The organism is Pantoea phosphatilytica, assembly GCF_051025615.1.
Lineage (GTDB): Bacteria > Pseudomonadota > Gammaproteobacteria > Enterobacterales > Enterobacteriaceae > Pantoea.
This window is the reverse complement of sequence record NZ_JBPFDF010000001.1, coordinates 170,766-185,105: the sequence shown is the minus strand read 5'-3', so window position 1 is coordinate 185,105 and position 14,340 is coordinate 170,766. Positions and strand designations below refer to the sequence as shown.

Below are 14,340 nucleotides of genomic sequence, written 5' to 3'. Positions count from 1 at the left end.
TTCAGTGCGAGGCGGCCGTTTCATTTCCCCACGGCCAGATCCACGCCAGAATCATTTTTGGATAGTTACGCTTACGCGCTTTTTCCGCCGCTTCATCCCTGGCCCGGATCTGTTCATCGGTCAGATGAACGATCTCTCCCCTGGGCTGATAGTCACTGGCTTTCACCGGCGAATGGGTCCTGATCCAGTCACGCAGGACCTGCGCATCGACGGCGCCGGTGTTAAGATAACCGGCATGATCGTCCAGTCGCGGATAGCCATCACCGCCCGCCGCATTGAAGCTGTTCGTCGCCATGCGATAGTGCTGCGCGTCGTCAATCGGCTTACCGTTAATTGTGACGTTGCTGACCCCTTTTCCATCGGCGGTCAGGCCGACGCCGGCAAACTGCGCATAACCGCCTGAGTCAGGCTGAATGTTCGCGACCACCGCCAGATAGCGTTTAATTTCCGCACCGGTGAGGCTGACCGACACCACCTGATTACCAAACGGCTGAACCTGCAGCAGATCGCGCCAGTTCAGCTTGCCCGACCTCAGCGAGGTGCGAATACCTCCGCCACTCATCACCCCGAAATCGGCTTTGGTGTGTGCCATCTGCGCCCGCAGGATCAGCTGGCCCAGACTGGTCTGCTGAAAGCGGACCTGCTCTTTTTCACCGCTGAAGCTGCCATCGGCGCTGCCGACGCTCTCGGTTAACTTCGCCTCGGCCCGTTTCTGGAACGGCATCAGCAGCTTCATCATGGCGGTATTCTTTGGGATCTCCTCCTGCCAGTTGAGCCAGGTTTCGCTGCCATCCGCATTCTTCACCGGATGCTTAAGGTTGACCGGCACCAGCTGATACGCCTCCAGCGTCACCTCACCGTTGCGGAACGTGAAATCGCCCCGTCCGACATATTTGCCCCACTTGTCGGCCTGCATGATCCAGATCCCGTTCTGCTTATCAGGCTGACACGGCTGGCCGGGCTGATAATTTTTTACGCTGACGTTCTCTTTTTCCATGCAGACCGCGTCATGTGAATGTCCGCCGACAATCAGATCGATCGTGCCGGCTGGCAGGCTGCGCGCCAGGGTAACATCATCAATACCGTTGCTGCCGTGCTGGCCATTGTCATAGTGGCCAAGATGGGTCAGCGCGACAATCACGTCTGGCTTCTCCGTCGCACGCAGCTGCTTCACCGCCTTCACCGCTTCGGCGACAGGATCGCGGAACTCGGTATCTTTAAGGCCCGCAGGATTGGCGAGTTTTGCGGTGTCCGGCGTGATCAGCCCGACAACCGCAATTTTCAGTCCGAGACGGTTGAAAACGGCCCACGGCTTAAACAGACGCTGGCCGCTGCTTTTCTGATAAACGTTGGCGGCCAGCAGCGGGAAGCGCGCCCACTTCTCCTGCTTGCGCAGAACCGCAATCGGTTTGTCGAACTCATGATTGCCCAGCGTCATGGCATCGTAGCCAATCAGGTTCATGGCGCGGAAATCGGGTTCGGCATCCAGCTCGTCAGATTCCGGCACGCCCGTGTTCACATCACCGGCAGAGAGGATCAGGGCGCCCCCGCCTCTGGCCTGCACATCGTAGCGCAGCGTATCCATCAGGGTTTTCTGCGCCGCGAGGCCATACTCGCCCTGCTCGTTAAACCAGAAATGTCCGTGCTCATCGTTAGTGTGCAGCAGGCTGAAGCGATAGGTGCGGTCGGCCACGGCGGCCTGTGACAACAGCGGCATCAGAGCCATCAGTAATGCCGCACCCGCCCCTGTCCATTTCGATAACAACACTGTGATTCTCCTTAATGACCGTCTGGCCCGATTTTCTGCCTCTTTGCCCCTCTGTGTCGCACATTCCCCCGGTGAACTCAAGGCCAACTCGCATTTGCGCTGCAGGAGAGGCGCCGCTTTTCATCGCTGGCCCGTTTTTTCTGCGTCTGGCCCTGTAAGTCAGGCCATTTTTCTCTGCGCCCGTTTCTGTAACGACTATCAGGGCGGGCTGGCATTTCTGATGTTAATCGTTTGTTTACGCCAGTAAAACGGCGGCTCACCCGCTTTATCCTTACGGCTGACGCATTTTCTGCTTAAACCGACCATCGGCAGGGAGTTTAACGGGGATAATTTTTGTTTGTCTGGGCCGGTTGAAACCGTCAAATCGGCCATCATTATGGATAATGCGCTAAAATGCCCTTTCAATTGCATATATCACTTTTTTTACGATTTTTTGCAGCTATTCCCGCAAATTAAACAGCGAAGGAATTGATTTTGCATTAAACTCGTTTGTTACAAGCGGATACATTTGCATACAAGGAGACAGGCATGCATCACACCACACCGTTGATCACCACCATTGTCGGGGCACTGGTTCTGGCGTTTCTCCTTGGGATGCTGGCGAATCGCCTGCGTATTTCGCCGCTGGTCGGCTACCTGATAGCGGGCGTACTGGCGGGGCCCTTTACCCCCGGCTTTGTCGCCGATACCAATCTGGCCCCTGAACTGGCAGAACTGGGCGTTATCCTGCTGATGTTCGGCGTCGGTCTGCACTTCTCGATGAAAGATCTGATGTCGGTAAAGTCGATCGCCATTCCCGGTGCCATTGCACAGATTGCGGTCGCGACGTTACTGGGAATGGGCCTGTCATGGACGCTGGGCTGGTCGTGGATGACCGGCCTGGTATTTGGTCTCTGTCTCTCCACCGCCAGTACCGTGGTATTGCTGCGCGCGTTAGAGGAGCGGCAGCTGATCGACAGCCAGCGCGGGCAGATTGCGATTGGCTGGCTGATTGTTGAAGATCTGGTGATGGTGCTGACGCTGGTGCTGCTGCCGGCGATTGCCGGCATGATGGAACAGGGCAACGCCAGCGCCGGACTGCTGGCCTGGGATCTGCTGTGGACCATCGGGAAGGTGGCGGCCTTTATGGTGCTGATGATGGTGGTGGGACGCCGTGCAGTGCCCTGGATCCTCGCCCGCAGCGCCGCCACCGGTTCGCGTGAGCTGTTTACGCTGGCGGTGCTGGCCCTGGCACTGGGCATCGCGTTCGGAGCGGTGGAGTTCTTCGATGTCTCCTTTGCGCTGGGCGCGTTCTTCGCCGGTATGGTGCTGAACGAGTCAGAGCTGAGCCATCGCGCCGCGCGCGACACCCTGCCCCTGCGCGACGCCTTTGCCGTGCTCTTCTTCGTTTCGGTCGGCATGCTGTTCGACCCGGCGATCCTGGTGACGCAGCCGCTGGCCGTGCTGGGCGCGCTGGTGATTATTGTGGTCGGTAAGTCGGTCGCCGCCTGGCTGCTGGTGTCGCTGCTCGGCCATTCACGCCGTACCGCCCTGACCATCTCGGTCAGCCTGGCGCAGATTGGTGAGTTCGCCTTTATCCTGGCCGGTCTGGGTATCTCGCTGGGGCTGCTGAGCGATGAGGGGCGCAACCTGGTGCTGGCCGCCGCCATCCTGTCAATTATGCTTAACCCGATCCTGTTTACCCTGCTGGAGCGTTTCCTGGCGAAAACGGAGAGCATGGAGGAGCAGACCCTGGAAGAGGCGATCGAAGAGGAGAAACAGATCCCGGTCGACTTCTGCAATCACGCCGTGATCGTGGGGTATGGCCGGGTGGGCAGCCTGATTGGTCAGAAACTGCTGGAGGCAAATGTCCCGCTGGTGGTGGTGGAAAATTCCCGCACCCGGGTCGAAGCCCTGCGCGAACGGGGTATCCGGGCGGTTCTGGGTAATGCCGCACGCGCGGAGACGATGGAGCTGGCACGGCTCGACTGCGCACGCTGGCTGCTGCTGACGATCCCGAATGGCTACGAAGCGGGTGAAGTGGTCACCGCCGCACGGGAAAAACATCCCGATATTGAGATTATCGCCCGGGCGCACTATGACGACGAGGTAGAGTACATCATGGAACGGGGCGCGACCCGCGTGGTGATGGGTGAGCGTGAGATTGCCAGCAGTATGCTGCAGATCCTGCAGGATGAGATGACACAGGGTGAAGATTTACAGCCCTGCGATGTGGTGCGCTGATCCCTGTTCAGTAAAACCTGGCAGGCTCCTGATGTTTTCCTCTGAGGCCCTTCTGTTGAGAAGGGCCTTTTTTATCGCCCCAAGGCCCGGCGTTACCGATCCCAGTAAGACTCTTCGAGGCTGTCTTCCCGCTCCGGCAGGCCGCGGGTTAAACGCGGCGAGTGCTGGTTCAGCACCTGATAGCTGACGCGATTGGCATACTTGCAGACCTGCGCCAGCGACGAGTAGGTCAGATAAGGACGGGCATGTTTGCTGGAGTTAGGCACGTTGAGGCTGTGATAGTTATTGGCAGTGATGTCATGCAGTAACGCTGCCAGCGCACCATCGCCGGCACCGTTGGTGTTCATGATCTTTTCCGGCCCGCCCATGTAAGGCGCGATGTGCGAGAAAACGCGCAGCGGCTGCTGGCAATCCTGCTGGCGCATCACCCGGCTGAACTCATACTGGTTGAACTCCGCAATCGCGCCAGGCAGCAGCGGATGGTTGGTTTTGCGTTTGAACTCATCCTCGGTGTAGCCCGCCATATAGAGTCCGATGGGGCCCGCGGTGCAGAGCACCAGATCCACCCAGTCGAGCGCCATGTTGGACGCGAGCAGCGGATCGGCTTCGCCGGTCAGCGCCAGCGCCTCCTCTTCATTCATCGCCACGATGCTGACGTGCTCACGCAGGAAGTCGCGCCAGAACTGAGGATTGTCAGCGATAACATGTTTAGTGCCCAGCGTCAGAACGACCGGCACGTTGTGACGTTTGGCGTACTCGATCGCCTTCAGCGTCGCCTGCGGCATCGGTTCCCCTTCGGCGCAGCGCACCAGGTAAGAGGTCAGCACCAGCGCAGAGGCACCGGCGATCACCGCTTCCGGCACGTTATCCGGATGCAGCTGATTCATCTGGCCGGGGCTGATTGCAAAGGTTCGCTCGCCATGTTCGCCAATCAGCGTAAAGCAGCGGCCAATGGCGCCATCGACACCCTGCAGATAGTTAAGATCGACCCGGCTGGAGGTGTTGCAGAGGTAGCGATAGGCGTAACCACCGATCTGGATGTTGTTGCACATCACGCCCAGCAGTACCGAGCGGTCATCGGCCAGCACTGAGAAGTTGTGCAGCGTGTTACCGATGGTGCCACCGGCAAACTGATGGGTAATCAGCGCGTCGCGCATCAGCTCACTGTACAACGCTTCCGCGACATCATTATCGATAACCAGCGAGTGCCCGGCGCTCAGGCCATAACGGGCGAGAAAAGCGTCATCGACTTTAGCTTCAATATCGACCAGCGTCTGATCGATACCCACCACCCAACTGCCCGCATCAACGTCATGCTGAATAGGCTGTAACAGGGGGTCGCGTGCGCTGACAGGAAAGTAATGTTTGGATTTGCGTTTGCCGGGAAATTTCATCGGGAGGTGCCGTCTGGAAAACAGGCGGAGAATGATACCACACTCTCCGCCCTGGCTTTAACGGCGAGCGTTAACCAGTTGTTCCATCATGTCGATATGCGCCTCATCGGCGTTCAGCGCAGGGATATACTCAAACTTCTCGCCCCCGGCGTGCATGAAGATTTCGCAGTTTTCACCGCTGATCTCTTCCAGCGTCTCCAGGCAGTCGGAGGAGAAGCCCGGACTCATCACCTGCACATGCTTTATCCCTTTACCCGGCAGACTCTCCATGGTTTTGTCGGTATAAGGCATCAGCCAGGGCTCACGGCCAAAGCGCGACTGGAAAGTCATCATATATTGATCGTCGCGCAGGCCCAGTGCTTTCACCAGGGCCGCCGTCGTATCGGCGCAGCGCTGCGGATAGTCATCGCCTTCGTTGGCAAACCGCTGTGGAATGCCGTGGAACGACAGAACCAGCAGGTCGGGCTGACCATGCTTTTCAAAGGATCGCTCTACCGTCGCTTTCAGCGCAGCGATATAGGCCGGATGTTCGGCGTAGTCACGGATGAACTGCACGTCGGGCAGCGAACGGTAGCCTCTGAAGACCGTTGTCAGACCATCCCACACGGCCGCCACAGTAGAGCAGGAGAATTGCGGATAGAGCGGCAGCACGATCAGGCGGGTAACCCCCTGCGCCATCAGCTTATCGACCGCGCTTTTCAGGCTCGGATTACCGTAGCTCATGCCCAGTTCGACGGGCATATCGACACGCGCCGCCAGGGCATCGCGCTGACGCTGGCTGTAGACCAGCAGCGGGGAGCCACCTTCCATCCAGACTGAAGCGTAGAGCTTCGACACGCGCGGCGAGCGAAACGGCAGAATCACAGCATTGAGCACCGGCCACCAGAGCCAGCGGGGCGCATCGACTACGCGCGGATCGCTTAAAAACTGTTTGAGATAACGTTTAACTGCAGGTGTGGTTGGGGCGTCTGGTGTACCTAAATTAACCAGTAACACGCCGGGCTTATCTTGCCTCATTTGAGTTCCTTGATGACTACGGGGATGCGTGAAAACAGGGAAATTGTAGCGGAATTAGTGGGAGGTAAAAGCAATTACTGCAAAAGGGGCCGGTAATCCCGGCCCCACTGCGCTTAGCCGAGGATCTTAGCCAGTTCGGCACTCACTTCGGTCACTTTACGGGTGCCGTCGATTTTGTGATAGGCGGTGTTGCCCGCTTCCGCTTCTTTGCTGTAGTAAGCAATCAGCGGCGCGGTCATCTGATGGTACTCCACCAGGCGTTTGCGCACGGTCTCTTCCTGATCGTCTTTACGGGTGGTCAGCTCTTCGCCGGTCACGTCATCTTTGCCTTCCACTTTCGGTGGATTAAAGGTGACGTGATAGACGCGGCCAGATGGCGTGTGAACGCGACGGCCCACGATACGCTCAACGATCAGTTCATCCGGAACAGCGAACTCCAGAACGTGATCAACGGTGATCCCGGCTTCTTTCATTGCATCCGCCTGAGGAATGGTGCGTGGGAAACCGTCCAGCAGGAAACCATTTTTGCAGTCTTCCTGGGTGATACGCTCTTTCACCAGCGCAATCACCAGCTCATCGGTCACCAGTTTGCCAGCATCCATAATGGCTTTCGCCTGGTTGCCCAGCTCGCTGCCTGCTTTTACCGCTGCACGCAACATGTCGCCGGTGGAGATTTGCGGAATGCCATACTTCTCCATGATGAATTGGGCCTGAGTCCCCTTACCTGCGCCCGGAGCTCCGAGCAGAATAATACGCATTGCGTAAATCCCCTTGCGAATCGCATTGATCTATCTTCGAAGCCGAAGAACATACCATTATGACCCGCGCATCACAAGGAAGCGCGCGGATTGCACCGGGCAACCTCACGGGATTCAGTGTCCTGAAGCGGGCCCGCCGGGCCTGCCTGCCATTTTTTCAGATTTACCGCCTGCACCGAGCAGGAACTGCAGCCGCCGGCTCAGCTGGTGCGTCATATTTACGCTTTTTTTACCGCTGCCGCGCACGTTCGCATTGAGTTGCAGCCGGGAGTGCTGTGGCCATTTCACTACATCGTCAGCGTCTGACAGCGTCGAAATCAGGGCAGGCGGCACGTTAAAGCTGGCAAAGGGCAGGCCGGGCTGATGACAGGAGTTCAGCGGCAGCGGGCTGGAGAGGGAGAGCGCATCGACGGTCGCGGCGTTGTAAGGCCGCCACTGCGGGTCGCGGAGGCGGCGAAGGGCGTCCTGGGTCGCGGTCAGGGTCAGTCCCTGTTCAAACAGGCGTAGTTCGCTGCGCACCAGGGTGCTGAAGTCGTGGGTGCGTAACGCCACCAGCACCAGATCGCTGCAGATCTCGGCGTGGCGATCCAGTCGGGTGACAAACAGATGCGCCTCATCGATCAGCTTCTGATGCAGCACGCTGGCGAAACTCTCGCTCGCCTCCGTCACCCCCTGATTCTGGCAGTCGCGCAGCGGACGCACCCGCCCGTTGGGCAGTTCAACATGCGGCACCAGCATAATGCTGCCCGCAATCAGCGGCACTGCGGGCAACGTCGTCAGTTCGGTTATCGGATAGCGCGAGGCGTAACGCTGCTGGTTGCGCGCCTGCTCCTGACGCAGAAACAGCTGAGAAAGCAGGACTTTCGCCACATGCAGCGAAGGGGCAAAGAAGAGATCGAACTGCTCCAGACTGTAAAAGCGTGAAAGCGCCAGACGTAACCGATGGCGCGCCTCTGCTGACGTTTCAGAGGGTGAAGAACCGTGTGCCATGGCTGTCTCGCTTTGGTCAGTGTGCGGCGTGAGCGCAGGTTAAGCGAGGCGGAATATCCGTGAAAAATCACAGATATAAGGCTGAGTCAACCCGCCAGAATTTGCCCTGTAGAGTAGGTCAATGCGGCTGGACTTTAAAATGATATAAACTGACAATCCCTGTTAGTTTTTTGCACAGGGGATAAGGATGAACGGTTTGCCGCCACTGAGGGCGCTGCACTATTTTCATCAGGCGGCCTTACACTGCAGTTTTAGCGTGGCGGCTGTCCATCTGCATGTCACACACAGCGCCATCAGTCATCAGATCCGTCAGCTCGAAAGCTGGATGGGCAAGCCGCTGTTTGTACGCAGTAATGGCCGCGTCAGGCTTACCTCACACGGCGATCGGCTGCTGCTGAGCTGTCAGCAGGCGTTCAGCGAACTGCGGACCAGCTGTGAGCACATCCGGACCGGCCTGCTGGAGCAGATCCGCATCTCCTGTCCCCCCAGCTTTTTATCGCAATGGCTGATCCCCCGTATCGCCACCTTTTATCAGCGCTATCCGGAGATCGACGTTCACTTTCAGCCGCTGGCAGAGGTTGCACAGCTGCACAGTGAACATGTGGATGTGCTGATCCTGAGCCAGAGTGAGCGCCCCGAAGCCGACATTGATGCGACCCTGATCAGCGAAGAGGAGATTGGCCCGCTCTGCGCCCCACACTTTGCCTCACAGCTGCGGGCGAGCAGGGATCTGGCAACGATGCCCCTGCTGCATGCAGATACCCGGCGGCACGCCTGGTCGGAGTGGGCAGAAAGAACGGGAAGCACGGGACAGTTTACCGGGGGGCAGCATTTTGAGACGCTGACGCTGGGGATTCAGGCTGCGCGAAGTGGTCTCGGGATCCTGATGGCGCCGCGTCTACTGGTGCGCCGGGAGCTGGAAGAGGGAACGCTGCTCGCCCCATTAGGTTTTGTGCGGGTGGAACGCGCCACCTGGATGATGACGAAGCAGAGCCGGCGTCACGACAGAGAGATCAGCCTGTTTCGCGCCTGGCTGCAGGATGCCGCGCAGCCATAAAAAAAAGCCGGTGAATCTCACCGGCTTTTAGCGTTATGCCGTCAGCAGCTGGTTCATGCGACGGATAAACTGGTTAGGATCGTCCAGGGTGCCGCGCTCTGCCAGCAGCGCCTGATCGAGCAGCAGCTCGATCCACTCGCCGAAGCGTGCTTCATCCTGGGTATCCGCAACGCGTTTCACCAGCGGGTGATCCGGGTTGAGTTCAAACAGATATTTCACCTCCGGCACCTCCTGTCCGGCCGCCGCAAACAGCTTCGCCATCTGGGTGGTCATCTCGTTGGCATCGGTGGTCACGATGGCAGGCGTATCGGTCAGACGATGCGTCAGACGCACCTCTTTCACGCGCTCGCCCAGCAGGTTTTTCACCCGCTCAACAAACGGCTCCAGCGCCTTTTCTGCTTCTTTCTGCTCTTCGGTCTCTTCGTCCGCCAGCTTGCTCAGTGATTCGTCCGCCTTGCTGACTGACTGGAACGCTTTGCCGTCGAACTCGGTGAGGTAGCTCATCATCCATTCGTCGATGCGATCGGAGAGCAGCAGCACTTCGATGCCTTTTTTGCGGAACAGCTCCAGATGCGGGCTGCTCTTCGCGGCGGCATAGCTGTCAGCGGTGATATAGTAGATCTTCTCCTGACCTTCCACCATGCGGCTGACGTAATCTTCCAGGGAAATGGTCTGCGCCGCGCCGTCGCTCTGCGTGGTCGCAAAACGCAGCAGCTTCGCAATCGCTTCCTGATTGGCGTGATCTTCTGCCGGGCCCTCTTTCAGCACCAGACCAAACTCTTTCCAGAAGGTCTGATATTTTTCGCTGTCATCTTTCGCCAGTTTTTCCAGCATCTGCAGGGTGCGCTTAGTCAGCGCGCCGCGCAGGCTCTGAGTCACCCGGCTGTCCTGCAGGATTTCACGGGAGACGTTCAGCGGCAGATCGTTGGAGTCAATCAGGCCACGCACGAAGCGCAGGTAGTTCGGCATAAACTGCTCGGCGTCATCCATGATAAAGACGCGCTGAACATAGAGCTTCAGGCCATGTTTATGATCGCGGTTCCACATATCGAACGGGGCACGCGCCGGAATGTAGAGCAGGCTGGTGTACTCCTGCTTGCCTTCCACCCGGTTGTGGCTCCAGGCGACCGGATCGCTGAAGTCGTGGGCGATATGCTTGTAGAACTCGTTGTACTCTTCGTCGCTGATGTCAGATTTATTGCGGGTCCACAGCGCCTGGGCTTTGTTGATTTTTTCCCAGTGCGTGCCCTCGCCCTCTTCATCTTTAGCTTCGATCTCCACCGGCAGCGCGATGTGATCGGAGTATTTGCTGATGATGTTGCGGACGCGCCAGATATCCAGGAACTCATCTTCGCCTTCGCGCAGATGCAGGGTGATCTCGGTACCGCGATCGGCCTTCTCGATCTCAGCCAGGGTATATTCGCCCTCGCCCGCCGACTCCCAGAATACCGCTTCATGCGCTGCTGCGCCCGCGGCACGGGTGCGCACGGTGACTTTGTCCGCCACGATAAAGGCAGAGTAGAAACCTACACCGAACTGACCGATCAGCTGGCTGTCTTTAGCCTGATCGGAGCCCAGGGATTCAAGGAAAGATTTAGTGCCCGATTTGGCGATAGTCCCGAGGTTCTCAATGACCTCGTCGCGACGCATACCGATACCGTTGTCGCTGAGCGTCAGGGTACGGTTGTCCTTATCAACAGAGAGACGAACGCGCAGCTCGCCATCACCTTCATAGAGGCTGGAGTCTGACAGCGCGCGGAACCGCAGCTTGTCTGCCGCATCCGAGGCGTTGGAGATCAGCTCACGCAGGAAAATCTCTTTGTTTGAATAGAGAGAATGGATCATCAGGTGCAGAAGTTGTTTTACTTCCGACTGAAAGCCACGGGTCTCTTGTCCTTTCATGGTCATTGCTACCTCAACAAAACAGGTTGAACAAACGTTGAGGTTGATGTGGGGATGACAGGGAGAATTTCAAGCCGGTGTCTGTCACAACACCGGCAAATGCTTAAAATCTGAACTTCTGGCGGCCCGCCAGTGAGTGGGATAGCGTGGTGCCGTCGACCATCTCCAGCTCACCGCCCACCGGCACGCCGTGCGCGATACGGCTGGCATCGACGCCATACTGGCCGCAAAGCTCCGCAATGTAGTTGGCGGTCGCCTCGCCTTCCACCGTCGGGTTGGTGGCGAGGATCACCTCCTGCAGCGGTTCGCTCTCCAGACGCTGCTCCAGACGGTCCAGACCGATATCGGCCGGACCGATGCCGTCGAGCGGCGAGAGGTGGCCCATCAGCACAAAGTAGCGTCCGCCAAACTGGCCGGTCTGCTCAATGGCGTGAATGTCCGCCGGACTTTCCACCACGCAGATCTGACCATTCTGCTGACGCCGTGGATTGGCGCAGATGGTGCAGATTTCCTGCTCGGTAAAGGTCCGGCAATCGGCGCAGTGACCAATCTCCGACATCGCCCGGGTCAGCGCCTGGGCCAGCCGCATGCCTCCGCTGCGATCGCGCTGCAGCAGCTGAAAAGCCATGCGCTGCGCCGACTTCGGCCCAACACCTGGCAGGCAGCGCAGCGACTCCATCAATGCTTCAAGCAGTGGGCTGGTTTGCATCAGAAGGGCATCTTAAAGCCTGGTGGCAGCTGCATGCCTGAGGAGACAGACGCCATTTTCTCTTTCTGGGTTTCATCAATGCGACGTGCCGCATCGTTGAACGCGGCCGCGATCAGATCTTCCAGCATATCTTTGTCATCTTCCAGAAGGCTCGGATCCACTTCCACGCGACGGCAGTTGTGCGCGCCGTTAATGGTCACTTTGACCAGGCCCGCACCCGATTCGCCGGTGACTTCGATTGCGGCGATCTCTTCCTGAGCTTTGGCCATTTTTTCCTGCATCTGCTGGGCCTGTTTCATCAGGTTGCCCAATCCGCCTTTACCACCAAACATAGTCTTCTCTCTCAGCTGAGGCTGCAGCGCTATCGTTGAGATAGCCGCAGCGTGTCTAAACAGGTCGGATACTCTCCTCATCCAGGTCAGCATCAAAAAAGCGCTGTAGCATCTGAATGTGGGTATCACAGGTGATCGACTGACGCGCCTGCGCCAGCTTCTCTTCGTAAATGGCCTGACGCCACTCCAGTGGCGTCAACACCGATGAATTATCGTCTTCAACTACCGAGAGTTCAACTCTCTGCCCGGCACGCTGACTCAGCGCCTCACTTAAGACCTGCTGCGCCGAGGGGGAGTTGAGGTGACGCTGACTGCTGCGCAGGTGCAGGCAGACGCCGGTTTCGGTGACCTCTTTCCAGGCATTCAGCGCCAGCTGCTGCACCAGTTTCGGCAGCGGCAGCGTGGGGATCTCTGCGGCCCACGGGTCGCGCGCCTGCGCCTCTTCCGCCAGTCGCGCCGCCAGCTCTGGGGTTTTCTCATGCTCCAGCGCAGAACGCAAGGCCTTTGGTGTCGCCACCGGCTCCGCCACTTCCACCGGCTGATTCACCGCTTTCCAGCGATAGGCCTCCTCTTTTACCGGGGCGGCCGGTTCGCGATCGCGGATACGCTGCTGGCTGCGCTCGGTGACCGAGGCCAGCCGCTCCAGCGCGGAGTTGGCCGGCCGCGCACCTGGCGCCGCCGGCTCACTCTTTTTTGGTTTGTTCGCTCCCTGACGCAACAACTGCGTGCGCGCCTGCAGGAGCTGACTGGTGGAACTGGAAAGTGCGGAATCGGAGGTTGTCTCGGGCGGCGGCGCGTCCGGTGGCGGTGCGCTGTGCGGCGCCGGATCGGGCGCGGCCATCTGCGGCTGAGCGGCGACCTGGCGCGGCGCGGGCTGAGGAGCGGCCTGCCGGGCCATCGGTGAGGCGGCCTGTGATGACGGCGTTGCGGCGCGCGCAGCCGGGGTCGATATTACCGGGGATGAGGCGGTTTCGGCCGCCGCGCCAGGCGCAACGGGTGACATCTGCTGGGTCAGCGCAGGACGCGCAATGGGTTCCGCCACCGCCGCTTTGGGATGAAACGCCAGCGCCCGCAGCAGCGTCATCTCGACACCCATGCGGCGATCGGGCGCAATCGGCAGATCCTTGCGGCCCATCAGCAGGGTCTGATAGTAGAGCTGCAGATCGGCTGGCGGCACGACGCGCGCCAGCTCACGCAGGCGAATCGCATTGCTCTCATCGTCGTCGTTGAGCGAGGTCGGTAACAGTTGCACCATCGCAATCTGGTGCAGCAGACGCAGCATCTCGATCAGCAGCGCCTCCCACTCCACGCCGCGTGACGCGGCCTGACTCAGCAGATTCATCACCTGCTGACCGTCGCCGTCCACCAGCGCCTCAAGCAGCCCCAGCGGCTGTTCATCATCCAGGGTGCCGAGCATGACGCTGACGGTGCTGCTGGTCACTGCGCCCTGCCCCATGGCAATCGCCTGGTCGGTCAGGCTCAGCGCATCGCGCATACTGCCATCTGCGGCGCGGGCCAGCTGCTGCAGCGCCCGTGTTTCGCTTTCGATCTCTTCCTGCTTCAGGACATGCTCAAGCTGCTGACGAATCTGGTCAACATCAAGGGCTTTAAGGTGAAACTGCAGGCAGCGCGAAAGAATGGTGACCGGCAGCTTCTGCGGATCGGTGGTCGCCAGCAGGAATTTGACGTGCGCAGGCGGCTCTTCCAGCGTCTTTAACAGCGCATTGAAGCTGTGACGCGAGAGCATGTGCACTTCATCGATCAGATAGACTTTGAAGCGGCCGCGCGCCGGGGCGTACTGCACGTTGTCGAGCAGATCGCGGGTATCTTCAACTTTGGTGCGCGACGCGGCATCGATCTCGATCAGATCGACAAAGCGGCCCTGCTCGATTTCCCGGCAGTTATCACATACGCCACAGGGGGTGGCGGTGATGCCCGTTTCGCAGTTTAGGCCTTTGGCCAGCAGACGCGCAATGGTGGTCTTCCCGACGCCACGGGTGCCGGAGAAGAGATAAGCATGATGGATGCGTCCCAGAGACAATCCATTCGCCAGCGCCGTCAGTACATGTTCCTGACCGACAACATCAGCAAAAGCCTGGGGACGCCATTTTCGCGCAAGTACCTGATAGCTCATGTGGATTCGACGAAGTTGGATGGAAAGATGAGCGCAGACGCTCTGCAACCCCTGTA

General features: G+C 58.9%; 12 protein-coding genes and 1 other annotated feature. Of the genes, 2 read left to right on the top strand and 10 right to left on the bottom strand.

What is annotated here, in order from left to right; genetic code table 11:
* Nucleotide 1: 1 nt before the first annotated feature.
* Together ushA and ACR6AS_RS00940 are read right to left on the bottom strand one after the other, a co-directional pair.
* Complete coding sequence (ushA, locus tag ACR6AS_RS00945; protein WP_367396144.1) at nucleotides 2-1,768, bottom strand: bifunctional UDP-sugar hydrolase/5'-nucleotidase UshA; 1,767 nt, start codon at nucleotides 1,766-1,768, stop codon at nucleotides 2-4.
* Nucleotides 1,769-1,966: 198 nt separating this feature from the next.
* Complete coding sequence (locus ACR6AS_RS00940) at nucleotides 1,967-2,179, bottom strand: hypothetical protein (protein ID WP_367396143.1); 213 nt, start codon at nucleotides 2,177-2,179, stop codon at nucleotides 1,967-1,969.
* A 117-nt stretch (nucleotides 2,180-2,296) separates the two neighbouring features.
* On the opposite strand from ACR6AS_RS00940, the gene ybaL reads away from it, so the two are divergent.
* Nucleotides 2,297-3,991 (top strand): YbaL family putative K(+) efflux transporter, encoded by a 1,695-nt coding sequence (gene ybaL, locus ACR6AS_RS00935; protein WP_111140319.1) that lies wholly within the window; start codon nucleotides 2,297-2,299, stop codon nucleotides 3,989-3,991.
* Between the two features lie 92 nt (nucleotides 3,992-4,083).
* Here ybaL and ACR6AS_RS00930 read toward each other — a convergent pair whose 3' ends face one another.
* The 4 genes from ACR6AS_RS00930 to ACR6AS_RS00915 form a co-directional block, all read right to left on the bottom strand.
* Entirely contained in the window at nucleotides 4,084-5,385 is a 1,302-nt protein-coding gene (locus ACR6AS_RS00930) for an inosine/guanosine kinase (RefSeq protein WP_111140318.1), read from the bottom strand.
* 57 nt (nucleotides 5,386-5,442) lie between these two features.
* Nucleotides 5,443-6,402, bottom strand: coding sequence for a ferrochelatase (gene hemH / locus ACR6AS_RS00925; RefSeq protein ID WP_111140317.1), 960 nt, complete (start codon nucleotides 6,400-6,402; stop codon nucleotides 5,443-5,445).
* Nucleotides 6,403-6,515: 113 nt separating this feature from the next.
* Nucleotides 6,516-7,160 carry an adenylate kinase gene (adk, locus tag ACR6AS_RS00920; protein ID WP_111140316.1) on the bottom strand — a complete coding sequence of 215 codons (645 nt, stop codon included), beginning with the start codon at nucleotides 7,158-7,160 and terminating at the stop codon, nucleotides 6,516-6,518.
* A 114-nt stretch (nucleotides 7,161-7,274) separates the two neighbouring features.
* Nucleotides 7,275-8,150 (bottom strand): DUF6024 family protein, encoded by an 876-nt coding sequence (locus ACR6AS_RS00915; RefSeq protein WP_293770829.1) that lies wholly within the window; start codon nucleotides 8,148-8,150, stop codon nucleotides 7,275-7,277.
* A gap of 187 nt (nucleotides 8,151-8,337) precedes the next feature.
* On the opposite strand from ACR6AS_RS00915, the gene ACR6AS_RS00910 reads away from it, so the two are divergent.
* Nucleotides 8,338-9,207, top strand: coding sequence for a LysR substrate-binding domain-containing protein (locus ACR6AS_RS00910; protein WP_111140314.1), 870 nt, complete (start codon nucleotides 8,338-8,340; stop codon nucleotides 9,205-9,207).
* Between the two features lie 33 nt (nucleotides 9,208-9,240).
* Here ACR6AS_RS00910 and htpG read toward each other — a convergent pair whose 3' ends face one another.
* The 4 genes from htpG to dnaX form a co-directional block, all read right to left on the bottom strand.
* Nucleotides 9,241-11,115: a molecular chaperone HtpG gene (htpG, locus tag ACR6AS_RS00905; RefSeq protein WP_111140313.1), complete on the bottom strand. Its 1,875-nt coding sequence runs from the start codon at nucleotides 11,113-11,115 to the stop codon at nucleotides 9,241-9,243.
* A 97-nt stretch (nucleotides 11,116-11,212) separates the two neighbouring features.
* Nucleotides 11,213-11,818 (bottom strand): recombination mediator RecR, encoded by a 606-nt coding sequence (gene recR / locus ACR6AS_RS00900; RefSeq protein ID WP_111140312.1) that lies wholly within the window; start codon nucleotides 11,816-11,818, stop codon nucleotides 11,213-11,215.
* Nucleotides 11,818-12,150 carry a YbaB/EbfC family nucleoid-associated protein gene (locus ACR6AS_RS00895; RefSeq protein WP_111140311.1) on the bottom strand — a complete coding sequence of 111 codons (333 nt, stop codon included), beginning with the start codon at nucleotides 12,148-12,150 and terminating at the stop codon, nucleotides 11,818-11,820. The genes recR and ACR6AS_RS00895 overlap by 1 nt, the downstream gene beginning before the upstream one ends.
* Before the next feature lie 55 nt (nucleotides 12,151-12,205).
* Nucleotides 12,206-14,284, bottom strand: a complete 2,079-nt coding sequence (gene dnaX, locus ACR6AS_RS00890; RefSeq protein ID WP_111140310.1) for a DNA polymerase III subunit gamma/tau — start codon at nucleotides 14,282-14,284, stop codon at nucleotides 12,206-12,208.
* Nucleotides 12,803-12,864, bottom strand: a sequence feature (DnaX frameshifting element). (Overlaps the previous gene by 62 nt.)
* Nucleotides 14,285-14,340 lie beyond the last annotated feature (56 nt).